We start from the raw sequence: 26,540 nt of genomic DNA on the forward strand, positions 1-26,540 counted from the left end.
TCAGTTGGCAGACATAAGAAGGGCGCGAGGTGGCGTTTGACCTCGCGCCCCTCAGGAACCATCCGGCCCCAAAATCCCGCGCAGCGCTGCCAACTCTACGCGGGCAAAACTCGACTAGTTGGAAGGTGCCGCGCTGGTATTGGCCACGCGCTTTTCAGCAATCCATTTTTGAAGGTCGCGGCGGGTGTATCGAACGGATCGACCGGACACTTTAATGAACAAGGGGCCGCCGCCACGCACGCGCCAATTTTGTAAAGCCCGGACAGAGTAACAAAGATAGTCTGCCGCTGCTTTTTCGTCGATCAACTGATCAAAATAGTCTGGGTTAGGTTCGCGCTTCCTCGGCTGTCAGGACGCCGTGCTGGCCGATGGTGATCCGGCGCGTCCGGCGTCCGGCCCGATACTGGACCAGATAGGTTTTCTTGCCGCTTGGATAAACCCTCAGCCCAAAGCCGCGCATGTCCCGGTCCCAGACAAGGTATTCCTTGGTCTCAACGGCCAGCCCCTCAACTGCGCGTTTGGTCAATTTGAACATATCCAGAACACTCCTTGCTTCCGGCCAGCTTCCGGAAGCTATACGGAAGCAATTGGCGGCGAATTCTGGAGTAAGTCATGAATTCAAGGCGCAACAAAGGTCAACGTAAAATATTGTTTTTGCTTCATTTTTGTTGGTATGGCGAAATCTGGAGAAATACAGAGAAATGGCTCTGGCCGTTCTTTTAATCAGTGGGTCGCAGGTTCGAATCCTGCACGGCTCACCACCTTTTTAAACAGCAAAAAGTGTTACGCAGTATTGTACTAGACAAGCTAGGTCGCGTTTAGCTTGCCGGAAACAACACGGAACCACTGTGGCAAAGATTGAAGTGTGTATATTGGGTTACAATGGCGCCGCACGGCATATGACGGACGCCGGTAAGCTTACTGACAGTTGGTGAGACGTTTGGGACGCAGTAAATCAAAGCCGCTGAAACTAGAAACAATTGACGGTCGGTCGATCGAGTCGCGCAATCTTCTGTAAACCAAGAATCCAATGAAATTTTACGTGTGCTTTAAGGTGGTTCAAGAAAACTCACGCCGCAGAATAGTATACAATACAAGAGAAGTTAGAGAACTGTTGACAAGGACGTCTTGTCGTCCTGATGAGTTACCTGTTCGTCGCGTTTCGGAAAAATAACCAAGTTTGCTCTTTTGAAAACGCCTCGTGCGCCTTTTTTCTGAATGACGTATTTTTTGTGTTTTTAGTTGAAATTATCAAATATGGGAAAGAGAGACTATTCTTAAGATATTGTGATTAAATATTTTTTTTAATCCACCCCTAATTGTTTTCCTTTCCGCAAAGTCGAAACTAACGTACCCTACAAAGCTGGCTCGCCTATGTTTGACCACGGACTCGTCACCAAGTTTTGCGTCCTTAAATTGATATTCTTCATACGAAACCTTGACTAGCTGACACAGTATTGCCTCGTTAAGCACAACATTCATTCATTTTGAGTTCATTTTTTGTTAATCTTGGTGTAATGATGATCTAGTTTTCGATGTTTAATGGTCCAAGTGGTCAAGAGTTGTGTAAATGCGTATTGAGTTTTCAGAGACAGCCGAACGTGGTTTGATCCACACGCCGGGTGAGGCTAAACGCGATTTTAAAAGTCAAAAGAGCAACTTTCTTTCCCGATACAGAGATCAGGATGAAGGCGCGGTACTGGTTCTGGTTGCTTTATTGCTTGTGCCTTTGATGGCGCTCATTGGCTTTGCCTTTGAATCCGCCTTGGCTGAAAGTGTAAGGGTGCGGCTGCAGAACACGACAGATTCAGCAAGCCTGGCAGCTGCTGACCTCGAACAAACCTTGGACCCCGAATTGGTTGTTCAGGATTTCTTCGGGAAGGCTGGCTTGGCTGACAACCTTGATAACGTAACGGTTGTTGATTCACTTGCAGAGCGAACCGTTACGATCGACGCATCTGATCAATTTGCATCGTATCTCACCAGAATTATCGGGTGGGAAAATTGGGACGTGTCCGTCGTAGGTGCTGCAACAGAGTCCAGACAGGATATTGAAATCGCCCTTGCGCTGGACAACTCGGGTTCAATGTCTTGGGCGCCGGGTGCAATCAGCGGACCGCCGGCGACGCCGTCGCGCATGGACTTGTTGATCCCGGCGGCTCAGGCGTTTGTCGATGAGGTTCAGCCCGACCCAGGTCAGCCGGGCAATACCGTAATTTCACTGGTTCCCTTTGCGACCCAAGTATCTGTCGGTGAGGCATTGCTAAGCAATTTTACTGTGAGTGCCGAGCATTCGGATTCCAATTGCGTCACATTCAGCGACAATGCCGATTATCAAACGACCGTCATTCCGACAGACACCCAGCTAACCAGAACTGCGCATCACGATGCGCGCGGATTGGGCGACGATGTAGATCAGTTCGGTGTTGTCTGCCCAACGGATTCAGCAGTTCGAGATATCGTGCCGTGGTCACAAAATCCCGATGCGCTTAAGGCCCGCATTCGTGCGATGCAACCTTACGGGTTTACGTCGATCGAAATGGCCACGAAATGGGGCGCGGCAATGCTGGACCCTTCGTTGCGGCCTGTGTTGTCATCTTTGTCTGGCACGGCTGGCTTTGAATATCTTTCCGGACCTGCAAGTCGGGGAGTACCGGACGACTACACGAGTGTAGAATCCGTTAAATACCTGATCGTGATGTCAGATGGAGAAAATACATCGAGCTACGATATTCGCGCCCCGTTCCGCAGTGGCAATTCGCCCGTGTTCCATCGGCCCGGCACGGATAACTTTGCGTATTTTAGGAACCGGTTCGGTCCGTTTGACTACTACCGAGTGCCGGGAAATTTCTGGAGCACATCGCCAGGAACGGGCGCTGTGCGTCTAACCTGGCAAGAAGTGTGGGCAGAGCTTCCGGTTCGCACCTTTGTAAACGACATCTTATCTCGGGCCGATACGTCAAGAACCGCTAATGGTCATTATAACCGCGTCGTGGCATCAACTTTCAATGACACGAAAAACACCCGTACAACGAATATCTGTGACACAGTAAAAGCCACAGGTGTCACGATTTTCACAATTGGAATGGACACTTACGGTCAAGGCGACGCTACGTTGCTGGATTGCGCGTCCTCTCCTTCCTTTTTCTACGATGTAAACAGCCTGGATATCGACTCGGCGTTCGATTCAATCGCCCGCGAAATCAACCGGCTGCGTCTGACGCAGTGATTGGGCTGGAGTGTTGTTATGTTTGTAAAATCTATCAAAAACAATTCTGTAGAATCGTCTAATGGCAAGCAGACCGGTTTCGCCAGAAACTTGATGAACAGCTTTATTACATGGACGAGAGACGAAAACGGCGCGGTTTTGGTTGAGTTTTCAATGGTTCTACCGCTGCTACTGCTGATGTCCTATCTGTCCATGGAATATAGTTATGTGCAGATCAGGCAGGTGGCCTTAGACCGTGTGACTGATGAGACGTTCCGAGAGCTTCGTTTGGGGCTTATCCCTGATCCCGATCATGAAAAAGTCAAGGATGCGATGTGCGCAAAGCCGTACGCTCGGTTCATCCTATGGGATTGCTCGGAGAACCTATTGCTTCAAGTTCGCGAAGTGGAAAAGGGCGTATGGACCTTAGACTTGGGCGACACAAATTGCTTGGATACCACCCCAGAAGACGGGTATGTGCCACCAATTGAATTCGCGGCGGGTGACGAAAATCAATTGATGATCGCGCGGGCCTGTCTCATCCAGGCATCTCTGTTTCCTTACATAAATGCTCTGAGATCCCTGCCGCGCTACGATGCGTTTGGGAATTTTGCAATCGTTTCTAAATCAGCATTTGTTAACGAGCCGACATGATATGAAAACACGTTACAAACAGATGGCCTCCAAGCTGAACCAAGCAATCGTCCGCTTCAAAGAGGATACAAGCGGTGCGGCACTTGTCGAAGCTGGGATGGTTTTACCCTTTTTGGTCATTTTGATATTTGGGGGAGTCGTTGTTCAAGACTCAATCAGAGTATCATACTTACAATCCAAGGCGACTTACACGGTGTCGGATATGGTTAGCCGTGAAGATAATTTCATAGATGCGGCTTATTTTAATGGTGTGAACAGCGTGTTGGGGTTTCTGACGGATAATGACTATCCCACGGAAATGAGGCTTTCTACGGTTGAATGCACGGCCAATTGCGAAGATGCCACACAACGTGTTTTAGAGTTCTGTTGGTCTGAGTCGACCGCTGGATTGACGGACCTGACAAATGCCGACATGGCCTTTTATGCGGGTCGAATCCCACTGTTTGCGGAAGGTGATACGCTTCTGATGACGGAAGCATTTCTCGATTACACACCTGTTTTCGGTGACTTCATTCTGTCCGCTAGAACAAATGAAGCGATCGCTTTCACGCGCCCCCGTCTTGCGCCTCAGATCAAGTTCGACACAGGCGCTATAGATGTCGATGGCAATCCGATCATAAGGGATTGCTTTAACAATTGACCGACTTTCTATCCAAGGTGTCTGGATGTTCAGACATTTAGTTTGGGGCCGCGAGACAGTTTGACTGTCTATCTCGCGGTCCTTCTCATTTGGCCTTTTAGAATTAACTGAAATTGGCATTAAATTGTTAATTTAAAACATAATTCTGCCACCACACACACATAGCCGAAACGCGTCTCTTCTTTAGCGCTGATCCCAGGTTCAACTGGATTGGAGAAAAGGGATGTGTCAGGCGCACTTACGTGGCTTCGAAGTTTTTGCAGAGCGATGCATAAAGCAAACTTGCCTGTCTGTATGGCTGATTGCAGTGGGCGCAGCGTCTTGCCTGATGCTTGTTGCCTCAAGCACGTGGGCAGAGACGAAAAAGACCTACATCGTTCAGAACGACCGAGGTGGATATTTGCATGACCGGATCATTGAGTTAGAAAACCTTCGACGTAACGAAGTTCGGATCGAAATCCGCGGGCGGGTTTGTTATTCCACATGTACAATGTTTCTGGGTCTGCCTGACACTTGTGTAGATGCGAAAACGGTATTCGGGTTTCACGGACCGTCCCGAAGCGGTCGGCGCCTGCCGCAAAAAGATTTTGATTACTTTAGTCAAATCATGGCGGATCATTATCCTGAACCGTTGAAAACCTGGTTCATGCTCAAAGGTCGGAATCGCATCGCTGGTATCCACAGGATCAGGGGTGCTGAGCTAATCCAGATGGGTATACCTGCTTGCCGTGCGGCTTGATTAGCGTTGAGAGGGTTTCTTGCAGGGGTTATCACTGTGTAAATCGCCTGCAGAACTGGTAGGAACCAGTTCTGTTTTGACATTGGCGATACCATCGAGAAGTTCTTGAGTATGCTTTCATTTCTAACCCGTGGGTTCCGCCGTTCTGCGCGCTTTGAACCTCCGAAGCCGGACGAGCCCTTATGCGTGATCGGTGATGTGCACGGCAGCATCGATCTGTTGGAAGAACTATTGGCCAGAGTCCCAACTGGATATCGCGTCGTTCTGGTCGGTGACTACGTTGACCGGGGTGAAAACAGTGCAGACGCGTTGCGATTGCTTGCTGCACGTCCCGACTATGTTTGCCTGATGGGTAACCATGAACACATGTTGCTTCGATTCCTGGCGGATCCCACGGGTCCAGCAGCCCGGTGGATACATCACGGCGGTTTGCAGACGTTGGCATCCTTCGGTGTCCAAGGGGTTGGATTGGAAAGGAACTCCGGCGATCTGATCGATTGCCGTGACAAATTGCTGGAGGCCATGGGCGAGTGGCTGTTGGCGTGGCTGGCCGACCTGCCAAGCCATTATTTATCAGGAAACGTACTTGTCGCGCATGCCGGAGCGGATCCCGCATGTCCGCCTGATGGGCAAACAGACGAGGTGTTGATCTGGGGCCACCCGAGGTTTCAATCCAAGGATCGACGAGATGGCTATTGGGTTGTGCATGGGCATACCATTGTACCAGAGGCACATGCTCTGCGTGGTCGCATCGCCATCGACACCGGAGCTTATGCGACTGGTGTCCTGAGTGCGGTGTGTCTGGATGGTTCCACGCCCAAATTCTTATAAGAACTGATATTTGGTCGATCGGGTTATCGCTGTAACTGCTGCACCTGATCCTAGCTTCAAGCGCCATAAAACAGTTTACGCAACGCGCGCCCTGCTTGAAGCGCGTTAACCGGGTTTTTCTACGGTTCTGCCGATTAAACATTCAGCGAGGCAAAACCCATGACGACGAACCCATTCACCAATCGCGCCTCCAGCCTGGCTGGACCTGCTCGGGATATTGCACCCGTAACGCCCTCTGACACTTCAGATTTGACGGCTGTCGCTATCGGCCTTTACGTAGAAACCGGTGGGACGTTGGTCCTGACCACTGTGCAGGACGAAGTTCGAACCGTAAAAGTGTCGGATTATTCCATTCTGCCAGTCGGCGTTCGTCGAATTCACGCAACTGGTACAACAGCGTCCGGCATCCACGCGATGCTATTGGTTTAGACCAGAACCTGGCCAAAGCCGAATTGACGTATGGCTTATCGGCCTATCGCAAACGTTGACCGGGCCGCCGCGCCGGGCCCGGTCTGTGTGACGCCTTAGTTCACGGCCGCGACGATTGGTGTCGTAATCAGAGATGGCGTGATCTGACTGATTGTCCGACCCCAACGCGTGACCGGGTTTTCAGCAACAAAAATGATATCGTTGCTCCGCAGGATGAATTGCGCGGCAAGTGTCAGATGCGCAGCATTTCTGGTGTCCAGATGCCAGGCCGTTACGGCCCCGAATTCTGGGGCATCTGACGCGGCGCGCAGAACGTAAACTTCTGATGCGTCTCCGGTTTCCTTGGCAATCCCGCCGCCAGTGTCGAACAGAGCGTCCGCAAGTGTGGCATTGTGGTTGAAAGGCAATGCGTAACGGCCCTGCGTACGCACTTCGCCGCTGAGATAGACATAGTCGCGATCAACAGCATCCAATTCGATAGACTGTATAAAGGTCTCACGACGTTCATTCAGGTCGTCACGGCGCAAATTAACCACGGTATCCAGTTCCTGAAGGGCGGTTTGACGCTCTTCCAGAGCTGTTTCACGCAGCTGGATCTGCTGTGCAAAATACCGTTCCGCGCGATCCAGGTCATAGTCTGTATCGACGAAGACTGAGTCATTTGCGATCAGGTTCAGATCCTGTAACGCGGTTTGCGCATAAAGATCTTCCAGCGGGATCTGGTACATTTCCCCGTCGCGGTAAAGGCGGACCGAGCCGTTGTCGATATCGCGAACTGAAACGGAACCGGCTGCAGTCAGTGCTTCGCCCAGAGTTAGTCGGGTCAGCGTAATAGGCTGTACGCCGGGTTGTCCAACCGCTCCTCCAACGGATACACGGCGAGAGTTGAACTCGGCAATTTCAAGACTGAAGGTGGGGTCAATCTGGTTTTCCACCAAACGTTGGAACAGGCTCGCTTCGGCTTCGTCCACGGTTAGACCCGCAAGCCTGACGCGGCCGACATCGGGAATGTTAATCGCGCCATCGTCTTGAACTGTGTAGCCGTTTCGGCTGTTCTGAGCGGCAAGCAGACCAGACAGCTCGCCCGCAGAGCCTTGTGTCGACGGGGTAGACAATACCAAAACGTCACCAACACCGATAGTGTAGGGACCCGGCACGATCTGCTGGGGCGGGTTCAATTGAAGACCTGCTCTTGTCCCATCTTGTGTAGAGGGTGCATCCGGTAAAGACGCCGCACTTTGCCGGTTGGCACCCGCTGTAGATCCGGCGGACAGTTGAAATACTGCAGGCAAAGTCTTTGGTGCAAAAACAGTTCGGTTTGCCACAAGGACGGTTTCAGGCGTCAGGGGTACCACGCGGACTTTGCCGCTGTCAGATACGCCTGCAGTCACCGAAGGGCTGCGGTAAATCGTTGAGCATCCAACTGTCACGGCACAAACCGCAACGAGGTTGATCAAAAGTGAAATGTTGCGCACGAGGTATCCTTCGCCGTTCAAAGAGTTACGTGTCATCGGGCACTGATTTGATGAAGATGTTGCCCAGGAAATTGCCCGTCCATTGCGATGATTGAACGACCCGGCGCGGAGCGTTCTGCACCCAGTACGTGTTCAAAAAGCTGCCCCTGACCCCATAACAACGTTCTTCGCGTTTGGACGTGTTAACTGGGTTGCCACGCAGCAGGACGATGTCCGGCCCCGCCACTGAGATCTGGCAGACATAGGCATGCAGTTCGATTTCATCATTGCCGTTCAGGAAGCTGTGGAACCGCTCAACGCGCGCGTTTCCGTCGCCAAGAACAATCGCCGCACTTTGACTGGCGTCCGAGGCGACAAGCCCCCCACCAAAACCCTTGGTCGAGGTCAGCATACCCTGTGACAGCGTGATTGCAGCGCCGTCGGCGGACAGCCAGGATTGTACACCTGCGCGTTCGGTTTCCAGAAGCATGACACCGCTTAGGTCACGGGTGGGAAAGCTGACCTCCAGCCGTGGTGGGATAGGGCGGCGTGCCGCAAGCGCGTTGGCGCGCGGATGAAAACGAGGCGCGTTAGGCTGCAGCGCGCCCTTGAGCAAGTCAAAATCCTCTTGCGCCTCACCGCAAGAGATCAACAACAGGCCAAGCAATAGGGCGCACAGGGACCTCATCGCCAAAACCTTCCCCAGCCGCGGAAAAGCTGCTGTGCGCGTGCTTCGCGGGTCACTCCGTATAGACGGTTACGCACGTTCAGCCTTGCCCCGCCATCGCGCAAGACAGGTCGAATGGTCTGCGCGATCTTGTTTCGCGATGGCCGTCCCGTCAGCCAGGACACGGGGATTTCCAGACGGATTCCTTTGTCGAAAGACCCCTCGCCAAACTCTTCGAAACTGACATCGGTCAGTGTAAAGAAAGCCCCAACTTTGAAACCGTTGGTGAATTCGCGGTCAAGGCTGAAGGTGGCGCCATAATCTCCGGCGAGGTAGCGGCCCAGATCGACCTGTGCATGAAACTCGCCGGGCAGATCGTAGTAGGCCGAGATGTGGCCTGTGGCGACGTTGTAGTCCTGAAAGCCAAACAAGACGTCAAAATCACGCTGGGCGACGTAATTCGCCTCGACCCCCAGCGCGAGGCGACTGTCTACAGGGTACCACAGCAATTCGGTCGACAAGCCGCCAAACATGGTTTCCAAATACCCAAGTGTCGTGCGTGCAAACAGGTTGGTTGACGGACGCCATAGATACTCTGCAGTCATGTGTTCGACCCGCAGGTTTGACTCGCGGGCATAGATTGCCCAGTCCGAGCGTACTCTGGGTAAGGTGGAATCCGATACACGGCTACTGTCATCCAATGTGCTAAGAACCGGCTGCCGCAGCTCGGCTGACAGCGTAAATCCGGGGGACAAAGTGAAATCGGCGCCCAGAGCGGCCCCAAGCTCGTACCGCAGCGGATCGTCAGGATCAAAGAAAGAAAAGTTCAGATAAGGGCCGAAACGATAGGAAAAATGCGGGTAAGCGTCTTTCAGGACCCCACCTTGAGCCACAGGTATCGTGTCTGAAATCTGTGCGCGCGCAAAGCTGCGCCACGTGTTGTCTGGATCGTTCTCCAGCGCATAGAGATCGTCGCGGTTTATTCGAACAGCGCTGAGCGGCACGCCGCTGGACATCAGTGCAATATCGAAATGCTTTGTTTGCTTTGGCTGTTCGTTGGCCAGAACGCGGGCTGCCCGGCCAAGTGCCTGAGCGGCCTGCCCATACGATGTGTTTTCGACCCCGACGCGGACAGTATCAGGGGTTTCCGACATATAGACCAGCCGCAGCCCTTCTTGTTTCAGGGCCGCTTTCATCTGGGTGCGAATATCACCCTTGTCCGTGGATGAACGTTTCTGCGACGGGTTTTCCGGTCGCAAAGGCGGCGGCGCCGCGCCTTGACCTCCGGGCGCGACGGATTTGCGCGGATCAACGAAATAGCTGTAACTCAGCCCCAGTGTCGTTCCGTAAAGAACCGAAGTCGTCAGCTGAGATCCGTTCTGAAAACGGTACTGAAGCCCAAAGTTGATGGGGGACTTGACCTGTAAATTGTCGTTGATGCTTTCTTGGGCGTACAGGTCGGGTGAATACTCAGCCAAAAACGTCAGGCGGTCATTATATTGCCAGCTTGCCCCGCCGAATACCGCAGCATCGCCGCGGAACCAGTTGCCGAAATCCAATTGTCCGGTTTCCGAAATGTCGCCTGCATTTGTGTTGTTCCGCTCGTCAAAACGGTTTCCGAAAACGCTTAGTGGATTTGAGAACACGCCCCGGCCAGCCATCCGGCCCCACCCGATGCCGCCTGTTAGCTTAAACCGGTCATTCAGAGTTTTCGTCGCAACAATATACTCTGCCGCGTAAATACCAGTTCCACCGAAGTCTCGCAAGCCCATCGCAATCGCGGGCCCATTTCGATCTTCCTCGCGCAGTCGGAAATGGACATCGAAACTGCGGTCAAAGCGGGTTGTTCCGGGGCCATCCAAGCGATCAAGAACGGCATATCTAAAACTGCCATGTATCCAGGGCAACAATTGGAATGTCATTGTTGCCCGTCCGGTGTTCCGAAAACCCGACGCCGTGAAGGTCAGAGTGCCATCTTTGAACATTTCGGCCGTGGGAATATCGATCAGCCCAGGCGTTCCATAGGTCGAGACAGGCTGCGCCTGTGAAATGGTCGCAGTGGTGACGCAGAACCATGCTGCGACGCTTGTGCACCTAAGGAATGACGCTTTGATCTTCACGCGGGGGAGTTGCCTTTTTTGCCTCTCCTTAACCGCTTTTATTGGGGTCGTCTCAAGCGACTAACCCTGCATTTAACTTTCGTTAAACGTGTGTCAAAACTGCAATCAGGATTCTATGCAACTCTCTTCGGAGGAGTGTTCATCGGGCCGAGAAGTTAACCGAATTTTAACACTTTTCATATCCAAGTAGTTCATAATAAATGTAGTTTTTGCTACTTTTCAGTTTCAAAACTGCCCAGCCATAACGAATTTTCGCACTCGACCATCAGTTTATTCTGAGATCGAGTTGTGATTGAGGGGAATTAGCATGATCAAGCTTTCGATTTTTGCTTTGGCATTTTCAACCACTGCGGTACTGGCTCAAGATGGCTCGCCCGCTTCACAGAACGGCGCGCCAACCGCACCAAATGCCGAGATATCGAGGGGCGCAGAAGATGCTGCCAAGGCCGCTGAAGCCGCGGGTGTGACAGGCTTTGTGCCGCTTGTCGCTCCTGCGCTTGGGGTTGCGGCGGCGGCCATTGGTGTCGCGGCAGCGGGCGGCGGTGGATCGACCAACAGTACAACGAGCACGGTTGGTACGACGAACTGATTGGACTGGCCTTCTGTACGAAGGGCGCACTCATAATTCCAGGCTAGGCACGATTTGGCGATCAGTTGCTGTAATAGCTGTTCGCGTAGCCGCCGTAGGTATAGCCATACGCCTTTGCACCACGCGGGCTGATCTGCCCCATCACAATGCCCGTCAGGTGCTGACTATCGGTATGGAACAGGCGTAGCGCTTCGCTGACATCTTGCTCGGATGTGTCATTCCATTTCACGGTCAAAAGTACCGCGTCCGCATTGCGTGCGATCAACCGTGCATCTGACACCAGCAAAGTTGGCGGCGTATCGATTAATATGATGTCGTAGTGTTCGCGCATGCCGCTTAGAAACTGCCGGAATCGGTCCGACGCAAACAAGTCCGCTGCGTTGGCCGAGGTTTCCTCGCCCGCGAGAACGTCACATCCAAGCAAAGGGTCCCGAAAAACGGCGTCTTGTGCGGAAATGTCTCCGGCCAGAACGGACACGATGCCTTGCTTGGGCACATTTTCCAACTGCGCCGTCATTGTCAGCCTTCGTATGTCACCTTCGACAAGCAGTACTTTCTTTCCGATGCCCACAAAATTCTGCGCCAGTGCTAGGGCGTTGGTGGTTTTGCCTTCGCCGGGCAGCGAAGATGTCATCACGATTACCTGCGGGGGCCGATCTACGTTAGACAGCATCAACGATGTTCGAAGGTTTCGAACCGCTTCAGCCGTCGCGGATGACGGTTTTGCAGCGAGATATTCCAAAACCGTGCGACGTCCCCGTGTTGGAAAGGCGGGAATTTGGCCCAGCACGCTGTATCCTGTCATGCGTTCTAGCTCTGGCGCGGATCGAAAGCCTTTGCGTCTGAGTTCATTCATCAGGACGATTGCGCTGCCTAAAAGGAGACCCAGAATCAAAGACATTCCCAGTATCATCGGTTTCCGCGGCCTAGACGGATCGCTTGGAACGACCGCTCTGGACAATTGTCGACTATCCGCTTTTTGAATTCCCTCCTGCGCCGAGGTTTCTTTTAACCGCGCCAGAAAATACTCATACAACAAGCGCACGGCTTCTGCTTCGCGACCGATTTGCTGCAGCGTGATCAGATCCGCGCTTTGCTGGTCTATCTGTTGGGCCAACTCTTCCGTGGATTGCCTCAAGGCTTGCGCTTGTTGCGCCGCGCGCCGAACTTCCAATGCATTGCGAGCGACCACCCGTTGAAACGCCGTGTCAAAGGCGTCCTGGCTGGTTCCTGAGCCGTTCAAACTGTCAAATAGACGTGCCAGTTGTGAGTCTTGGCTGGCTTCCCTCTGCGCAGCACGATCCTTTGCCGCGATAAGGCTTTCGTATCGGATCTGTGCGGCGTTACGGGTCGCGTCTGCCGTTTCCAGATGCTCGCGCAGGTCTTTCAGCTGAACTTCTTGAAGCTGCAGAGCTTCGGGTGACACAAGAGTGGTGTCGGAATTGAACGCGTTGACCTTTGCCTCGGCAGTTTCCAGTTCCGCTTGCAACTCTGCCACACGGCCTGTTAGCCACGTAGTGGCTTGTTCTGTCGCGTCGAATTTCACTTCGATCTGGTTCAGAATGTAGAGGTCAACAATGGTATCGGCGATCAGGGCCGACTTGCGGGCGGACTCAGTATGAACCGTGATTTCAAATACAAGGCTTTGCGGCACATTCCGGATAGAGATCTTGCCAAGCAAAGCCGTAATCACATCGTCCCGGGTTAACTGTTCTGCCAAATTGTCAGGTGTAGTGACGCCGGGATTAGGCCTCAGAAACTGCAATGCACGGTCCAGAGCGTTCGGTGGCAGCAGATTGGTGTTGAACTCCGGATCAGAGATCAGCTCCAGCTTGCTCACTACTTTTTCCATCAGGCCGCGGGATTTCATAACTTCCAGTTCTGAGTTCACTTCGGCGGTGTCCCCGGCCAAGCCACCCACAACGCTTTGCAGGTCGACAACGCTGGCTTGATCCGTTTCCAGCATAACTACGGCTGTGGACTTGTACTGCGGAACAGCGACGAAGAATGTATAGTAGGCGCCCAGCAGTACAGTTGCCAAAGTAGATAACCCGATCACCCATTTACCGCGCCACAACGTTGCGACCAACGCGCTCAGATCAATTGTATCGCTTGCGAGCTCTTGCTCTGCGGGACGTCCGGCCGCTGTGAACTGCGTGTTGTGTATCGGAGTCTGCTTCATTCCGAACCTTTTTGGAGAATTCAAAGCACACGTATAAGATGTGGTCTGCCAATATCAACAAATAACGAAACTCTTCATCGACCCGTGCCGGTCAGGACGGCAGAAACCGTCAGGACGATGATTTTCAAGTCGTTGATCAGGCTGCGCCGGTCAAGGTAAGCCACGTCCATCGCCACCCTGTCACCATAGCTGATTTCGTTTCGACCCGAGACTTGCCAAAGCCCGGTTATACCCGGTTTTTGCGCAAGGTAAGCAGGCGCCGCCTTTCCGTATTTAACAAGTTCGATGGCAACGACAGGGCGCGGGCCAACAAAGCTCATTTCACCCTTCAACACGTTCCAGATCTGAGGTAACTCGTCCAAACTGGTTCGGCGCAAGAAGTGCCCGATCCGATTAATACGCGGATCATTGGTCAGTTTGTGATCGCGCTCCCATTCTTCTGCTGCTTCGAGATTGGCTGCCAAGTGTGACTGAAGCCGCTGTTCTGCGTCGACGACCATAGTCCGTATTTTCCAACATTTGAACGCTTTAGAGTCTCTTCCAATGCGGACATGACCAAAAAAGCCTGGCCCCCCGTCGCGCCGCGCCAGTATCCATAAAACGGAGATGACCGGTGCTAAGGCAGGCAACAAAACAAGCGCCAAGCCAAGATCAAGCAGCCGCTTTCCATACTTCGAATAGAGACCGGCTGTGGGAGGGTGCGGGTAGGTAACCGCGGCTGACCTGTCGGGTGTTCGCGCCGTAGAGGCAAAGTCCAACATCCAGAAATCCCTTCTGCCGCAAGCACAATTCAACGCGCCGATACAGCTTGTGGTATTTCCACTGTATGGCTCCTTGCGTGATAGGTTGAACTGGTAAACAAAGACTTAATTCCGGTACCGCAAAACCCCAGACAGAGGTGGCGCTTCCTGCCGGATTGCTGTGCTTAAGGTGAAGTTTAGAACTTTAAGAATAACAACTTTAAGAAGAGTATTTTTAAAACCGAAGCCATGTGCAGCGCAAATCTGCCGTTTATCACCACACCGAACGGTCGTCTAAGCCAACGTAAAAACTGTTCGGAAACCATTTCGGCGAACGCACACGCCCCCTTGGGTTTGTGCGCAGATCAATTCGTCAAAATGGTGGAGACCAATGAAATTGTCCCAAGTGGAATGCGACATCCGGACTGTCATGGCCCGTAGGAAAGAACTGAACGCCGCGTGCGGCAGGCAACAAAGATCGGAGGTGCACGATGATTGATGTCAGCCTTTCGATTTCTTCGCTTGCTTTGCGCAAAGCGCATCAAAGTATTTCAGGTCTGGAACCACAATTGTGGCGCGATCCTTCGGATCGGGCGACCCTATTCCAGGATGCGGCTGGTTTAGTACCAGTCACGTTGGCCGGTGATCCGGTTCGACGCGTAAGCAACAAAGGAACTCTGGGCGGGTATTACCTTGCGCCCAGCGGCACCTCGGCACCGGTGTATCAAACCGATGGCACGCGTCATTGGCTGGAAAGCGACGGCGTTGACGACACGCTGGTGTTTCAAGGAGCGGTGCCGTTTTCGGCCGAGGTGTTTGAGGCGGTCGCGTTTCGGACGCTTGGCTTCAGCCGTGCTTTCGCTCATATCGTTAGCAACCGAGGTAGCGGGGGCGGGGACCTTAAACAACGTCATCCGCTGATCTTTACCCTGCAATCGGATCCGGGGCGTGTCGTATGCTCATTCGGCGGGATTCAAAGCGCCGTTGATACAGGGGCATCTTTGGTTGGTGTCGATACGCTTGTCACAACGTCCAACAGCGCGGCCGGTATTTTGACAAACGTGAATGGCAATACTTTGGCCCAATCCGGCGCACCGCTTGAGGATGGCGGTTCTGAGCCCTATCGCGTTTCGGGCCCGAACCCTGCGCATATCAGGGACTACGGTGGCCTGCATATGAATCGGGTTCCAAACTCGGCGGAAGAAGCCATGATCACGCAGTTTTACGCCATGAAATCTGGCGCGACTTCATAATTGCAGAACAACTGCATGCCAGCCTTACGCAGGCTGGCATTTTCTGTATGCGAGGGACGCCATCAAAAACAGGGACAATCCGTAAATCGGTGCCCCGAATGAGTGCTGCGTCAGCGCTATGAAAAGAAGGCTCACCAGACTGGCCTTACCGATCTGAGACCACATCCATTGGTGGGGTATTGTGCCGCTCAATCCAATCCACATGGAGCGATAGGCAAGGAACAGCAGCACACTACCCAAAATCCCGAGCTCGGCCAAAAGCTGAAGGTAGGAATTATGCGCCGTCTGTTCCGTTGGCGAGGCGACAGAGGCTTCTGTTACGACATAGAGCGCGTATGGCGTGCCTGAAAACACCCGCCCGATGTCGTTGATCCGACCGAAACCGATCCCAACGATGGGAGAACGCATGAACTCTCCTGTTGTGCGTCCAAACAGATACCCACGGATGGCCAGGTTCGCGTTTCCAGACAGGTCAATGTCGTCCGCCAACTCCCACGCCTTTCCGACCTCCAGCGGGTGATCGGCGTGATACGCGACAAGGAAATTGCGCTGCATTGCATGAAAGGTGCGCGCGTTGGCGGCGTCGTTCAGGCGTTCAAACTGGCTGGGAAAGACACTGGCCATCAGGAAAACACCTGCCGGCGCAAGAACCACCACCGCAAGACCTGCTCGCAGTTTGCCCGAGCTTAGGTTTGTTGCGACAATCGCCAAAACCGCAGCAAGCAGAGAAGTACGAGAATCTGTTCCCAAGAGTGCAACAACTGACATTCCCAGAAACAACAGATCCACCACCGCCCGTGAATAACTGTACCGATAGAAATGATAAAGCGTGGCCGTCACCGCAAAGGCTCCGGCTGCGTGATGTGAGCCGAATGTTGAAAAATTGCCCACTGCCGTGGCGGTGACGTTGGCCAACACAATCACTGTCAGGCCGCGCATCAGTAGGCTGATTTGCTTTTCTGGTGGAACACTGGTGCTTAGCACGTATAGGGCGGGCCAATAGTACAGAAAAACTCGGCCTTCCTTCCCGATCCAACTGGCAAGTGAAGTCTCTTGGATCGAGGCGAAACCGTTAAAGACAAGGCCGCTGACAACACAATAAAGGACAAACGCCAAAATCCATGCCGCGGGTTTCGTCAGGCTGCGCGTCAGAACGATGGACAGGATGGACGCAAGGGCGCAAAACGAAATTACTAGCGCCGCAGGTAGGGACGAGAGGCCCAGTAAAACACCGCTCAACATCAGTAACCCGGTAATCAGGGTGGTCTTGTGAACTGTCACATGCCGCTCCGGGCGCCGGGTTGCAGCGGTTATCCCGGACACCTCAGCCAACAGACATGTCGCAAGACTGAGGACGCAAGAATTTGGCCAATCTGGCTTGGTCAGAGGCGAACTGATTAGTGAGTTGTTTCAAGACCTCGTTTGTAGGTTCCCCGCAGGTTTTTTCGGCAGATGATGTGTAAAGCATCCGCGATACATGCCGACTACTTTTGACCTTTGAAACGATGCTGGGCAGCCCCAGTCGACGCAACATCCAACCCGTGTTGCGTAACGCTGAAACAAGCGCGGGGTTGCGCGCAGATTGGGCCTCTAGAATGCGATCGTCGTAGGGCAGCGAGTCGATGAATGGGATGTCCAGAGCGTTAGACAGTGACCTACCAAAACCAACGGGGTCCGCCCCGAGCTGGTCGAAATCAAGCACGAATACGCGCTCTGCGCCCAAGTAAGTGACAGCATTTTCGATGTGTTTCCCGAACAGCGAATTCTCGATGATTTCAGGAAACTCCTGGATGGCGTCTTCAAAACTCAGCCGCGTCCGCCCGATCTTCAGCATGTATTTCCAGTGCGAGATACTGCGGGCAATCGGGGAACGCACTGTCACCAAAAACCGGCTGTCATGGGGCAGGTCCGTCGCAATCCGTTTCAGGGCTGTTTGTGAGTACAGATAGTCGTGACAGATTTCGCCCACCCGCTTTGTGGCGGTTTGTCTTGGGAACTGACGCAGATACCATGCAGCACCCTTGTCGTAAAAGCGGTCAAAGTAGAAAAGTTCTTTGGCGTTCGCCAACGTGACGTCCGGATGCTGGTTGAGGATATGCCAAATCCAGGTCGAGCCACATTTGTCACCGCCTAGATATAAAAAGTTCACGGGCAAGGGCGTTTGGGTCACGGTGTGCCCTCTTTTCTCAGTAGGGATAGATCGACGATGCCAGCGGAAATACCGGTTGCTCTGAAGATGAAGATATAGGCCGCGACGTTCAGTGCGATCAGGTTCAAGCTGATGCACATGGCGGCCCCTATGGTGCCCCACAGCGCGACGGCAGCGGGCAAGGCAGCAAGCGAAACAGCCGTAGTTAGAGACAATATTTTGAAATGCACACGCTCATACCCGGACATTTCCATGATCTGTGCTGTGGGGCCTGCCAAGGCGCTGACCAGATATCCAAAGCTGATGATAATCAACTCGGGATGCGCGGCTGCAAAACCCGCACCGAAGAGTTCCAGCACCCAGCCGCCCCAGAGAACAAACACAACAAAACTGACAAGCGTGGGCAACCCTAGCATCAGGCTGATGCGGCGGCAGGTATTGCGCGCGCCGCTGACGTCACCATGCCCCAATTGGGCGGCCAGCAACGGTGCCGCCACAATATTGATCGCCATCAGGAACAGTTCCAGAACCATGGCCGTACGTAACGCCGCAAATACGCCCCCAACGGCCGCAGCCGGTAGCAAACCACCCATGATGACGATGGCAAGGTTGCGTCCGGACGCATCCACAACCGAATTGCCCCACATCCCCCACGAGGACGAGATCCAGTTGCGTTTTGGGCTGAAATCCACCTTTCCAGCCACGTGGCGGGCTGGGTTGGTCAGCGGGACGAGAAAGCACTGGATCAGAACAATAGCCCCCAGCGTAACTGTCATAATGCGAAGCGTGGAAACCGGATCAATCGCTGGGATTGCCCCCGACACGCTGAGCCCTGCGGTCGCGATCATACAAGCGCGGAAGACGACATCCCGTGGCAATAGCGCTCGCCAGACAGACCCCGCAGCACGTTGCGGAATGGGTTGAAATTCGGCAATTGCTAAAACGACCGTGAACTGGGCCGTTGCCCATAACAGGCTTTTCTGGTCTTCAAATATCTGCAAGACCGCAGCCGATATACTTAGCGCAATCGCGGTGAACCCACATCCCAACAAAACGGTCAGATAGCTGAACCGCACCACTGCCCTTGCTTTGGCAAAATCCCGGGCATGGATGTAAAAAGATGCAAAGCGCAGGACCAGATTACGCTGTCCGCATGAGCCAATTACGGCAAGAAGCGTGGCGAGTGAAAAGGCAAAACTGAATTGACCGAACCCTTGGTCGCCCAGCCCGCGGGACAGTGCAACGAACATCAGAAATGAAAGCCCTGCTGCGGCGCACTTAATGAACAGCGCAGACAGGCTTTTCAGCGCAAACCTTTTTCCAGATTGTTGCACGACGCCAGTGCTCATACCGCCCAGTTTACTATGCGCGGCGCGCGTTCGACGCCGTCAGCTGCAGATCATGCGCTAACAGGTCGGCAATTCTGGATTTGAAGACCTGTTGGTCAAAACGCGCAGCATGTTCTCGGATTCTGGATGGCGCGTTCATCAAAGTGACATCTGCCTCAAGCGCGTCAATCGCGGCGTTCAGGGCCTCTACTGTTTGTTCGTAAAAATGCACTCCTGAAACGCCGGGAAGGACTGTATCCAAAGCCCCGCCCCGACCATAGGCGACAACAGGGCGACCGGATGCCATAACCTCGACGGGGATGATCCCAAAATCCTCCTCACCTGGAAAGATCAACGCCTTGCAGGTGGCAAACTGCCGTTTAAGCTCGGCAAAGCCGACGCGCCCCAGAAAGGTTATGTTGGGATTGGCTTTTTGCGACAGTGCATCTCGCATCTCACCATCGCCAACAACGATCAGTTTACGACCTGAGGCGTTGAACGCATCAATCGCCAGATCCGCACGCTTGTAGGAGACCATCTCGCCCGCCAGCAGGTAGTGGTCTCCGATCTCATCTGATATATCGAAGTCGTTCACCGCGACGGGCGGATAAACGACGTCCGCCGTCCGTCGATAGTATTTCCCGATACGCTGCGCCACAAAGCTTGAATTGGCAACGAAACGATCCACCCGCGCTGAACTTGTGACATCCCATATCCGCAACTTATGCGCCACGGTTGGCATCGCGAGCCGGGCAAGCCGTCCGGCAGAGGCGCGGTAGATGTGATAGTGGTCCCAGATATAGCGCATCGGCGAGTGGCAATAGCAAAGATGCACGGCGTCAGGGCGCGGGATTATACCCTTGGCGGGGCCACTTTCGCTGGACAGGATGACGTCGAATTCGGTCATATCCACCAGCTCCAGCGCAAGTGGCATCAGCGGAAGGTATTTTTGATAGTGCTTTCTGGCACCCGGAAGCTTTGAGATGAAGGTTTCACGCACATCCTGATTGCGGATTTTCTCGCTAACCTGCTCCGCGTCATAAACATGTGTGATGATCACCGCATCCGGAAACAGATCAAGCAGGCTTTCGACAACTTTTTCACCGCCGCGCATGCCGACAAGCCAATAGTGAACGATTGCTACCCTGAGACCTGAAAAATCATACCCGGCGCTCGAGGGGCTCAGGGGCGGAATTGCCTCTGCTTCAGTCATTTCAGAAACCCAGAACTCAATGTTGGTTCACGACCGGCCTGTGCCGATGAAGGAGGTGTTAGTCGCGCGCATAGACATCCTCGTACCGGATGATATCGTCTTCTCCGACATACGCGCCCGTTTGAACTTCGATCAGGACCATTGGCACCTTGCCTGGGTTTTCCATCCGGTGGACTGCGCCCAGTGGGATGTAGACGCTCTGGTTCTCGGTTACCAGTGTCTCTTGTCCATCTATTGTCACTTTCGCGGTGCCTTCTACCACGATCCAATGTTCGGACCTGTGGACGTGGCTTTGCAGAGACAGGGCCGCGCCAGGGTGCACTTGAATGCGTTTCACCTGAAACCGATCACCGACCACGAGGCTTTCGAACCATCCCCACGGGCGATGGTCCTTGGGGAATTGGGTGGCCTGATCAGCCCCTTTTTCCTTCAGCGCGGCAACGGCCTTTTTGACGTCTTGCGCGCGCGACTTATCGGCAACCAATACCGCGTCATTCATCGCGACAGCCATGATATTGTTCAGGCCTATCCCGACAACCTCAAGGCGCTCGCTGTCCGAGCGCAGTAATGTGTCCTGACAATCAATTGCGGTTGCATCACCGCTTGTCACGACGCCGTCTGCATCAGGGCCACTCTCGCGCCAGACGGCATCCCAGCCGCCCAAGTCTGACCACGCCGCGTCAAAAGGTACGACCGACAGGTTTTCAGCCTTTTCCATCACCGCATAGTCGATCGAGATATCTTGGGCACCCGCCCAAGGCTCGGGGGCTAGTCGCAAGAACCCAAGGTCAGGCTTTGCATCGTCCAGCGCGCGCTGGACGGGTTCCAGCAATTCGGGCGCATGGGCACGGAAGGCGGCAATGATGTCGACGGCCCGGAACAGGAATATACCTGCATTCCATTTGAAATTACCGGCTGCCAGCATTTCTGCTGCACGCTCAACATCAGGTTTTTCTATAAACTGTTTTAGCGGAACGGTCGCGCCACCATTGTCGGGCTTTTCGGCCAGCTCAAGATAACCATAGGCTGTTTCCGCATGGGTGGGTGTAATCCCAAAGGTGACTAGCTGCCTTCTCGCGACAGCATCCAGTCCGCGAATGATCGCTGCATGAAAGGCGTTAACATCAGGAACGACATGGTCAGAAGGCGCGACCAACAAAACAGCGTTTTTGTCCTCTTCGCTTGCACGCAGGGCTGCGGCCAATACCGCAGGCGCGGTGTTGCGGCCTTCTGGTTCGATCAGTATTGGTCCCGGATCAATTCCCACTGCCTGCAGTTGTTCCGTGACTATAAAACGGAAATCCGCGTTGGTCAGAACCATTGGAGCCGCAAAACTTAATGACGGAGTTTCAGCGGTCACACGCAAAGCCGAGGTTTGGAACAGAGTATTGTCGCCCACGAGGGAAGCGAACTGTTTAGGGTAACTTTTCCGCGACAAAGGCCACAAACGAGTTCCGGAACCGCCGCAAAGAAGAACAGGAGTAATCCGCATGATGAATCCATTCGGTAAAATCTAGGTTCTATTGGTCCTAGTGAATGCCCTTTCCTTTGACAAGCTGAGGGTTTGAATGACAAGGAATTATTCGAGAACTGTGCCAATACATGCTCGCTTTCTTCATTGAATTTTTCAACATAAAGCTGCGTTTTCGCATGTCTTATCTATTCGAGGACGCCTGGTATTTACTCGGAACCGCTGTGAAAAACTGGCGGATGATCAAGTAAGCCGAGTAAAAAATTGACTGAACAGTAAAATAATGTTCGCATCACCCAAAACAGGAGGGTGTCATGGCCAATCAAAAATTTTCCCGACGCGTGTTGTTGGCCGCTGTTGCAGCGGCTTCAACGTTGTATTCAGCAGGGCTTGCGGCAGCAGAAACCGTAAAAGTCGCAGCAATCTATACGCTGCCGGTTGAACAACAGTGGATCAGCCGTATCCACAAAGCACTGAATGCCGCGGCCGAACGCGGGGATATCGAATATGTATTCTCGGAAAATGTGGCCAATACAGATTATGAACGCGTGATGCGCGAATATGCAGAACAGGGATCGCAACTGATTGTGGGCGAGGTGTTCGGCCTGGAGCGCGCGGCGCGTAAGGTGGCCAAAGATTACCCGGACACCGCCTTTCTTATGGGGTCGTCGTTTGGGCCGGTCGGGCCAAATTTCTCGGTCTTTGATAACTGGATCCACGAGCCGTCTTATCTGACCGGCATGGTCGCCGGGGCCGCGACAGAATCGAATGTCATCGGAATGGTTGGCGGATATGCGATCCCCGAGGTAAACCGCCTGATGAATGCCTTCATGGACGGGGCACGTGAGGTTAACCCTGATGTCAAATTCCTCGTGACCTTTATCGACAGCTGGTACGACCCGCCAAAAGCCAAGGAAAGCGCTATCGCGATGATGGATGCGGGTGCTGACGTCATGTATGCCGAACGCTTTGGTGTGTCAGACGCCGCGGTAGAGCGCGGGGTCAAGGCCGTGGGCAATGTGATCGACACGTCAGGCGATTATCCGGGAACGATAATGGCGTCGGCCCTGTGGCATATGGAGCCGACCATCGACAAGGCCGTCGCCAATGTGGCGAACGGATCGTTCGAGGCTGCAGATTATGGTCAGTACAGCTTTATGGGCTATGGCGGCGGCTCGATGGTTTTGGACGAAGAACTGGTCCCCGCCGAAGTTGTCGAAGCCGTGAATGCGCGGCAGACCGAGATCCTTGATGGCCTGTTCCGGGTCAATGTGAACGACGATCGTCCGGTTTCAGACCAGTAATCATTCCCGGGCCGGTCTGCACACCGGCTCGTTTTCCCAATGACAGATTCCACGGTTCTGAAACTCAACGGGCTGAGCAAACAATTCGGTCCGGTCATCGCTAATGACAATGTCAGCCTCATCCTCAAAAAGGGTGAGGTTCTTGCGCTGCTGGGCGAAAACGGCGCGGGCAAGACCACGCTGATGAATATGCTGTTTGGGCATTATTTACCCGATTCAGGGTCTATAGAAGTCGCTGATGAAGCAGGGTTGATGCACCCACTACCGCTGGGCCATCCACAGGTGGCGCTGGCCTCGGGCGTAGGAATGGTGCACCAGCATTTCACATTGGCCGAGAATATCTCGGCCCTAGACAACATCACGCTTGGGGCCGAACCTCTGTTCGCGCTGCGCCGCAAGCGTGGCGAAGCGCGTCGCAAGATTGAGGCGATCATGGCCCAAAGCGGCCTGACCGCCCCGCTGGACACTCCGGTTGGGCGCCTTTCAGTGGGCGAGCGTCAACGCGTCGAGATCCTCAAGGCGCTTTACAGGGATGCTCGCATTTTGGTCCTTGACGAACCGACCGCGGTTCTGACGCCGCAAGAGGCCGACACGCTTTTTGAAAACATCCGGAACATGACGCGCGAAGGACTGTCCGTCATATTCATCAGCCATAAACTGCGCGAGGTTCTGGCATTCTCGGACCGTATCGCCGTTTTGCGCCACGGACAAAAAGTGGGGGAAATGGCGACGGCAGATGCAGACGAGAAATCAATTGCCCGCATGATGGTTGGTGCCGAAACGCCCCAGTTGGCAGGGTCGGAACTGACACCGGGCGAGCCAATTCTGACACTGTCCGATGTCTCGGTCGCGGGTCGGTCCAATCGCGATACGCTGACCGATGTGAACCTGACGGTGCACGCATATGAAATCCTGGGAATCGCCGGGGTTTCGGGGAACGGTCAAAAAGGGTTGGCTAATGCAATTGCGGGGCTCGCGCGGCTTGAAAAGGGTCTAATTAAGGTTGATGGCGTAAAAATAACGTCCCCGACCCCGGCCAGGATGGTGGATGCCGGGGTTGGCCGCATTCCGGAAGATCGCCACCATGAAGGTATCGTGGGCGCGATGAGCGTATCTGAAAACATGGTTATCGAACGGTTACGCGATCCAGAGGTCCAGACGTTCGGTTTGTTAAGACGCGAAGACATTCAGGACAATGCTGAGCGTCTGGCCAAAGCGTATGATGTACGCGGACCCGGCGTCGATGCGCCGGCAAGGTTGCTGTCCGGCGGGAACATACAAAAGCTTATACTGGCGCGGGTTTTCGACCGTGCCCCACGTCTTATTCTGGCCAACCAGCCGACGCGTGGCTTGGACATGGGCGCAGCGGCTGACGTCGGCAAGCGCCTGTTGAACGCGCGGGCGCGCGGTGCAGGCGTGGTTCTGATCTCAGAAGATCTGGATGAATTACTAAGCTTGGCAGACAGGATATTCGTTATTCGCGACGGAGAGCTGCACGAAGCGCCGGGCCGCGACCGTGAACAAATCGGGCTGATGATGGCAGGAGAACCCGCATGATCCGCATCGAACCACGTCAAACGCAATCGCGGGCCTTTACCTTGGGCGTGCCGATCTTATCCGCGGTGATTGCGTTGGGTCTTGCTGCGATCCCATTGTTGGCGGCAGGCGCTCACCCGATCACCGCCTATGCCGAGATGTTCCGCGGCGTGTTCGGATCGGTCTTTGCGTTTTCCGAAGTTCTGACCCGCGCCACACCGCTGATATTCACCGGACTGGCCGCGGCTTTGGCCTTTCGCGCGAAGTTATGGAACATCGGGGCCGAAGGTCAGCTGTATTTGGGCGCAATGGCCGCTGTGGCGGTCGGCTCGGGGCTGTTTGATATCTCGGGCATTCTTCTGGTCCCGCTGATTATCCTGACCGGTGCCGCGGCCGGAGCGGCCGGGATGGTCGCGCCGACCTATCTGAAAACCCGGTTTGGCGCGGATGAGGTGGTCACGACGCTGCTTTTGAACTTCATCATCCTGATCTTTGTGCAGATGATGCTTGAAGGGCCATTGCAAGACCCGCTGAGTTTGGGATGGCCGCAGTCCGAGCCGGTTTTGGATCAGGGCATGCTACCTCCGCTGATGGATCGGATGCGTGTGCATTCAGGGCTAATTTTGGCTCTAATACTGGCTGGGTTGGCGCAATTTATGCTGGCGCGATCCGTTTGGGGGTTCCGTTTGCGGGCCGTGGGCGAAAACGCTGCCGCCGCGCGACATGCTGGTATCAACGTGAACAGATCTTTGTTCGGCGTGGCCATCCTGTCGGGTGGTCTGGCCGGTTTGGCAGGTGTGAGTGAGGTTGCCGGCCTCAAAGGGTACCTGACCGCAGATCTGTCGCCGGGGTTTGGCTATACCGGCATCGTTGTGGCGATGTTGGCAGGGCTGTCACCGATGGGTGTGGTGATTGCGGCCCTTTTCATTGCATCCGTTTTTGTCGGTGCCGACAGCATGAGCCGCGCCATGGGCGTGTCGTCCTTCCTTGCGGATCTGGTTGTTTCGATGTCGCTTCTCTGCGTCCTCGTCGGAGGGTTCGTCGCGCGATACCGGATCGTAAGGGCCAGCGCGACGAGGACCGCGTCATGATGGATATCCTCAACATCCTGCTGTCTGAAAGCTTTTGGGCCGCTTCCTTGCGCATCGCGACACCGTTGATCTTTGGCGTTCTGGGCGCGCTGATCTGCGAAAGGGCTGGCGTTCTGAACCTTGGGATCGAAGGTATCTTTGTCGTCGGTGCAATGTGTGGCTGGATGGCCGTCTGGTTGGGCGCAGGACTTTGGGGCGGTGTTCTCGTGGCGGCCTTAGCCGGTGCGTTCTTCGGCCTTCTTCATGCGATCCTCACGGTGCCTTTGGGGCTGTCCCAGCATGTCTCTGGATTAGGGATCACGCTGTTTGCGACATCGGTCAGTTACTATACCTACCGTACGGCGTTGCCGAATGTATCTTCGCCACCAAGGATCGAACCATTTCAGCCCTTGGACCTGCCCATTTTGTCTGATTTGCCCTTTTTAGGCTCTGTTCTGTTTCAGCAAACAGCGCTGACGTGGCTGGCTTTGGTACTGGTTGCGATGGTTTGGTATGTGCTGAACCGCACGGCGCTGGGCGTGGCGATCAAGGCCGTGGGCGACAACCCGGACAGCGTGGATGCGCAAGGTTTGTCCGTATATGGTTTGCGCATCGGGGCCATTGTGGTCGGATCCGCGCTTATGGCATTGGGCGGCGCGTTCCTGACCATGAGCGCCTTTGACGCTTTCTTTTTTGGCATGGTCAACGGACGCGGATGGGTTTGTATCGCACTGGTGATTTTTGCAAGCTGGCGACCGGGCAAAGCCCTTTTGGGCGCGTTGCTATTCGGCGCCTTTGACGCGTTGCAAGTTCGTCTACAGACCGAGGTTGGCGCCTTGGTGCCCGGACAGGTGTTTCTGATGGTGCCATATGTCCTGTCCATCATCGCCCTTGTGATCGCCGCGCGCTCGGCGGATTATCCGCGGGCATTGCTCACCCCTTGGTTCAAAGGTCAACGTTGAT

23 protein-coding genes are annotated in these 26,540 nt (G+C 54.2%); 11 read left to right on the plus strand and 12 right to left on the minus strand.

Annotation, left to right across the window (positions count from 1 at the left end; translation table 11 throughout):
* Positions 1–114 precede the first annotated feature (114 nt).
* Both ACR0DG_RS15300 and ACR0DG_RS15305 read right to left on the minus strand, forming a co-directional pair.
* Entirely contained in the window at positions 115–306 is a 192-nt protein-coding gene (locus tag ACR0DG_RS15300) for a helix-turn-helix transcriptional regulator (RefSeq protein ID WP_480698440.1), read from the minus strand.
* A 19-nt stretch (positions 307–325) separates the two neighbouring features.
* Positions 326–535, minus strand: a complete 210-nt coding sequence (locus tag ACR0DG_RS15305) for an Arm DNA-binding domain-containing protein (RefSeq protein WP_480698438.1) — start codon at positions 533–535, stop codon at positions 326–328.
* A gap of 1,035 nt (positions 536–1,570) precedes the next feature.
* Between ACR0DG_RS15305 and ACR0DG_RS15310 the strand changes: the two genes are divergently transcribed.
* The 5 genes from ACR0DG_RS15310 to ACR0DG_RS15330 all read left to right on the plus strand — a co-directional run bounded on the left by ACR0DG_RS15310 (position 1,571) and on the right by ACR0DG_RS15330 (position 6,501).
* Positions 1,571–3,229: a pilus assembly protein TadG-related protein gene (locus ACR0DG_RS15310; protein WP_480698437.1), complete on the plus strand. Its 1,659-nt coding sequence runs from the start codon at positions 1,571–1,573 to the stop codon at positions 3,227–3,229.
* Positions 3,230–3,247: 18 nt separating this feature from the next.
* Entirely contained in the window at positions 3,248–3,862 is a 615-nt protein-coding gene (locus ACR0DG_RS15315) for a TadE/TadG family type IV pilus assembly protein (RefSeq protein ID WP_480698435.1), read from the plus strand.
* Positions 3,863–3,884: 22 nt separating this feature from the next.
* Positions 3,885–4,502 carry a TadE/TadG family type IV pilus assembly protein gene (locus ACR0DG_RS15320; RefSeq protein WP_480707217.1) on the plus strand — a complete coding sequence of 206 codons (618 nt, stop codon included), beginning with the start codon at positions 3,885–3,887 and terminating at the stop codon, positions 4,500–4,502.
* 850 nt (positions 4,503–5,352) lie between these two features.
* Entirely contained in the window at positions 5,353–6,072 is a 720-nt protein-coding gene (locus ACR0DG_RS15325; RefSeq protein WP_480698431.1) for a metallophosphoesterase family protein, read from the plus strand.
* A 159-nt stretch (positions 6,073–6,231) separates the two neighbouring features.
* On the plus strand, positions 6,232–6,501 hold the full coding sequence (locus tag ACR0DG_RS15330; protein ID WP_480698429.1) for a spike base protein, RCAP_Rcc01079 family: 270 nt from the start codon (positions 6,232–6,234) through the stop codon (positions 6,499–6,501).
* Between the two features lie 95 nt (positions 6,502–6,596).
* Here the strand turns inward: ACR0DG_RS15330 and ACR0DG_RS15335 are convergent, their stop codons facing one another.
* The 3 genes from ACR0DG_RS15335 to ACR0DG_RS15345 are packed head-to-tail and all read right to left on the minus strand — an operon-like array spanning position 6,597 to position 10,607.
* On the minus strand, positions 6,597–8,012 hold the full coding sequence (locus ACR0DG_RS15335) for a polysaccharide biosynthesis/export family protein (protein WP_480698427.1): 1,416 nt from the start codon (positions 8,010–8,012) through the stop codon (positions 6,597–6,599).
* Positions 8,002–8,643 (minus strand): YjbF family lipoprotein, encoded by a 642-nt coding sequence (locus ACR0DG_RS15340; protein ID WP_480698425.1) that lies wholly within the window; start codon positions 8,641–8,643, stop codon positions 8,002–8,004. Before ACR0DG_RS15340 ends, ACR0DG_RS15335 begins: the two co-directional genes overlap by 11 nt.
* On the minus strand, positions 8,640–10,607 hold the full coding sequence (locus tag ACR0DG_RS15345) for a YjbH domain-containing protein (RefSeq protein ID WP_480707223.1): 1,968 nt from the start codon (positions 10,605–10,607) through the stop codon (positions 8,640–8,642). The genes ACR0DG_RS15340 and ACR0DG_RS15345 overlap by 4 nt, the downstream gene beginning before the upstream one ends.
* Positions 10,608–11,049: 442 nt before the next feature.
* Between ACR0DG_RS15345 and ACR0DG_RS15350 the strand changes: the two genes are divergently transcribed.
* Positions 11,050–11,331: a hypothetical protein gene (locus ACR0DG_RS15350; protein ID WP_480698422.1), complete on the plus strand. Its 282-nt coding sequence runs from the start codon at positions 11,050–11,052 to the stop codon at positions 11,329–11,331.
* A gap of 61 nt (positions 11,332–11,392) precedes the next feature.
* Here ACR0DG_RS15350 and ACR0DG_RS15355 read toward each other — a convergent pair whose 3' ends face one another.
* Both ACR0DG_RS15355 and ACR0DG_RS15360 read right to left on the minus strand, forming a co-directional pair.
* Entirely contained in the window at positions 11,393–13,513 is a 2,121-nt protein-coding gene (locus ACR0DG_RS15355) for a GumC family protein (RefSeq protein WP_480698420.1), read from the minus strand.
* A gap of 74 nt (positions 13,514–13,587) precedes the next feature.
* Positions 13,588–14,274, minus strand: a complete 687-nt coding sequence (locus tag ACR0DG_RS15360) for a sugar transferase (RefSeq protein WP_480698418.1) — start codon at positions 14,272–14,274, stop codon at positions 13,588–13,590.
* Between the two features lie 470 nt (positions 14,275–14,744).
* On the opposite strand from ACR0DG_RS15360, the gene ACR0DG_RS15365 reads away from it, so the two are divergent.
* Positions 14,745–15,506: a hypothetical protein gene (locus tag ACR0DG_RS15365; RefSeq protein WP_480698416.1), complete on the plus strand. Its 762-nt coding sequence runs from the start codon at positions 14,745–14,747 to the stop codon at positions 15,504–15,506.
* Between the two features lie 24 nt (positions 15,507–15,530).
* Here ACR0DG_RS15365 and ACR0DG_RS15370 read toward each other — a convergent pair whose 3' ends face one another.
* Genes ACR0DG_RS15370 through ACR0DG_RS15390 form a run of 5 tightly spaced genes read right to left on the minus strand, consistent with a single transcriptional unit; the run spans position 15,531 to position 21,688 of the window.
* Complete coding sequence (locus ACR0DG_RS15370; RefSeq protein ID WP_480698414.1) at positions 15,531–16,787, minus strand: O-antigen ligase family protein; 1,257 nt, start codon at positions 16,785–16,787, stop codon at positions 15,531–15,533.
* Positions 16,788–16,830: 43 nt separating this feature from the next.
* Entirely contained in the window at positions 16,831–17,676 is an 846-nt protein-coding gene (locus ACR0DG_RS15375; RefSeq protein WP_480698412.1) for a sulfotransferase domain-containing protein, read from the minus strand.
* A complete protein-coding gene (locus ACR0DG_RS15380) occupies positions 17,673–19,004 on the minus strand; it encodes a lipopolysaccharide biosynthesis protein (protein WP_480698410.1) in 1,332 nt (443 codons plus the stop codon). Before ACR0DG_RS15380 ends, ACR0DG_RS15375 begins: the two co-directional genes overlap by 4 nt.
* 13 nt (positions 19,005–19,017) lie before the next feature.
* Positions 19,018–20,196, minus strand: coding sequence for a glycosyltransferase (locus tag ACR0DG_RS15385; RefSeq protein ID WP_480698408.1), 1,179 nt, complete (start codon positions 20,194–20,196; stop codon positions 19,018–19,020).
* Between the two features lie 58 nt (positions 20,197–20,254).
* Positions 20,255–21,688: a mannose-1-phosphate guanylyltransferase/mannose-6-phosphate isomerase gene (locus ACR0DG_RS15390; RefSeq protein WP_480698406.1), complete on the minus strand. Its 1,434-nt coding sequence runs from the start codon at positions 21,686–21,688 to the stop codon at positions 20,255–20,257.
* A gap of 293 nt (positions 21,689–21,981) precedes the next feature.
* On the opposite strand from ACR0DG_RS15390, the gene ACR0DG_RS15395 reads away from it, so the two are divergent.
* Genes ACR0DG_RS15395 through ACR0DG_RS15410 form a run of 4 tightly spaced genes read left to right on the plus strand, consistent with a single transcriptional unit; the run spans position 21,982 to position 26,539 of the window.
* The gene (locus ACR0DG_RS15395; protein WP_480698404.1) at positions 21,982–22,971 is read left to right on the plus strand and encodes a BMP family protein; all 990 of its coding nucleotides are present in this window, start codon (positions 21,982–21,984) and stop codon (positions 22,969–22,971) included.
* A gap of 39 nt (positions 22,972–23,010) precedes the next feature.
* Positions 23,011–24,528 carry an ABC transporter ATP-binding protein gene (locus ACR0DG_RS15400; protein WP_480698402.1) on the plus strand — a complete coding sequence of 506 codons (1,518 nt, stop codon included), beginning with the start codon at positions 23,011–23,013 and terminating at the stop codon, positions 24,526–24,528.
* Positions 24,528–25,598, plus strand: coding sequence for an ABC transporter permease (locus ACR0DG_RS15405; protein ID WP_480698502.1), 1,071 nt, complete (start codon positions 24,528–24,530; stop codon positions 25,596–25,598). Before ACR0DG_RS15400 ends, ACR0DG_RS15405 begins: the two co-directional genes overlap by 1 nt.
* Positions 25,598–26,539, plus strand: a complete 942-nt coding sequence (locus ACR0DG_RS15410; protein WP_480698500.1) for an ABC transporter permease — start codon at positions 25,598–25,600, stop codon at positions 26,537–26,539. The genes ACR0DG_RS15405 and ACR0DG_RS15410 overlap by 1 nt, the downstream gene beginning before the upstream one ends.
* The last annotated feature ends 1 nt before the right edge of the window (position 26,540 follow it).

This window comes from Ruegeria sp. BG8, assembly GCF_056538325.1.

Coding starts and splice junctions, on each gene's coding strand:
- ACR0DG_RS15310 (WP_480698437.1), top strand. CDS start 1,571: ATGCGTATTGAGTTTTCAGAGACAGCCGAACGTGGTTTGATCCACACG.
- ACR0DG_RS15325 (WP_480698431.1), top strand. CDS start 5,353: ATGCTTTCATTTCTAACCCGTGGGTTCCGCCGTTCTGCGCGCTTTGAA.
- ACR0DG_RS15340 (WP_480698425.1), bottom strand. CDS start 8,643: ATGAGGTCCCTGTGCGCCCTATTGCTTGGCCTGTTGTTGATCTCTTGC.
- ACR0DG_RS15315 (WP_480698435.1), top strand. CDS start 3,248: ATGTTTGTAAAATCTATCAAAAACAATTCTGTAGAATCGTCTAATGGC.
- ACR0DG_RS15395 (WP_480698404.1), top strand. CDS start 21,982: ATGGCCAATCAAAAATTTTCCCGACGCGTGTTGTTGGCCGCTGTTGCA.
- ACR0DG_RS15385 (WP_480698408.1), bottom strand. CDS start 20,196: ATGACTGAAGCAGAGGCAATTCCGCCCCTGAGCCCCTCGAGCGCCGGG.
- ACR0DG_RS15335 (WP_480698427.1), bottom strand. CDS start 8,012: ATGACACGTAACTCTTTGAACGGCGAAGGATACCTCGTGCGCAACATT.
- ACR0DG_RS15410 (WP_480698500.1), top strand. CDS start 25,598: ATGGATATCCTCAACATCCTGCTGTCTGAAAGCTTTTGGGCCGCTTCC.
- ACR0DG_RS15365 (WP_480698416.1), top strand. CDS start 14,745: ATGATTGATGTCAGCCTTTCGATTTCTTCGCTTGCTTTGCGCAAAGCG.
- ACR0DG_RS15355 (WP_480698420.1), bottom strand. CDS start 13,513: ATGAAGCAGACTCCGATACACAACACGCAGTTCACAGCGGCCGGACGT.
- ACR0DG_RS15330 (WP_480698429.1), top strand. CDS start 6,232: ATGACGACGAACCCATTCACCAATCGCGCCTCCAGCCTGGCTGGACCT.
- ACR0DG_RS15350 (WP_480698422.1), top strand. CDS start 11,050: ATGATCAAGCTTTCGATTTTTGCTTTGGCATTTTCAACCACTGCGGTA.
- ACR0DG_RS15360 (WP_480698418.1), bottom strand. CDS start 14,274: ATGTTGGACTTTGCCTCTACGGCGCGAACACCCGACAGGTCAGCCGCG.
- ACR0DG_RS15390 (WP_480698406.1), bottom strand. CDS start 21,688: ATGCGGATTACTCCTGTTCTTCTTTGCGGCGGTTCCGGAACTCGTTTG.
- ACR0DG_RS15320 (WP_480707217.1), top strand. CDS start 3,885: ATGGCCTCCAAGCTGAACCAAGCAATCGTCCGCTTCAAAGAGGATACA.
- ACR0DG_RS15345 (WP_480707223.1), bottom strand. CDS start 10,607: ATGTTCAAAGATGGCACTCTGACCTTCACGGCGTCGGGTTTTCGGAAC.
- ACR0DG_RS15305 (WP_480698438.1), bottom strand. CDS start 535: ATGTTCAAATTGACCAAACGCGCAGTTGAGGGGCTGGCCGTTGAGACC.
- ACR0DG_RS15400 (WP_480698402.1), top strand. CDS start 23,011: ATGACAGATTCCACGGTTCTGAAACTCAACGGGCTGAGCAAACAATTC.
- ACR0DG_RS15380 (WP_480698410.1), bottom strand. CDS start 19,004: ATGAGCACTGGCGTCGTGCAACAATCTGGAAAAAGGTTTGCGCTGAAA.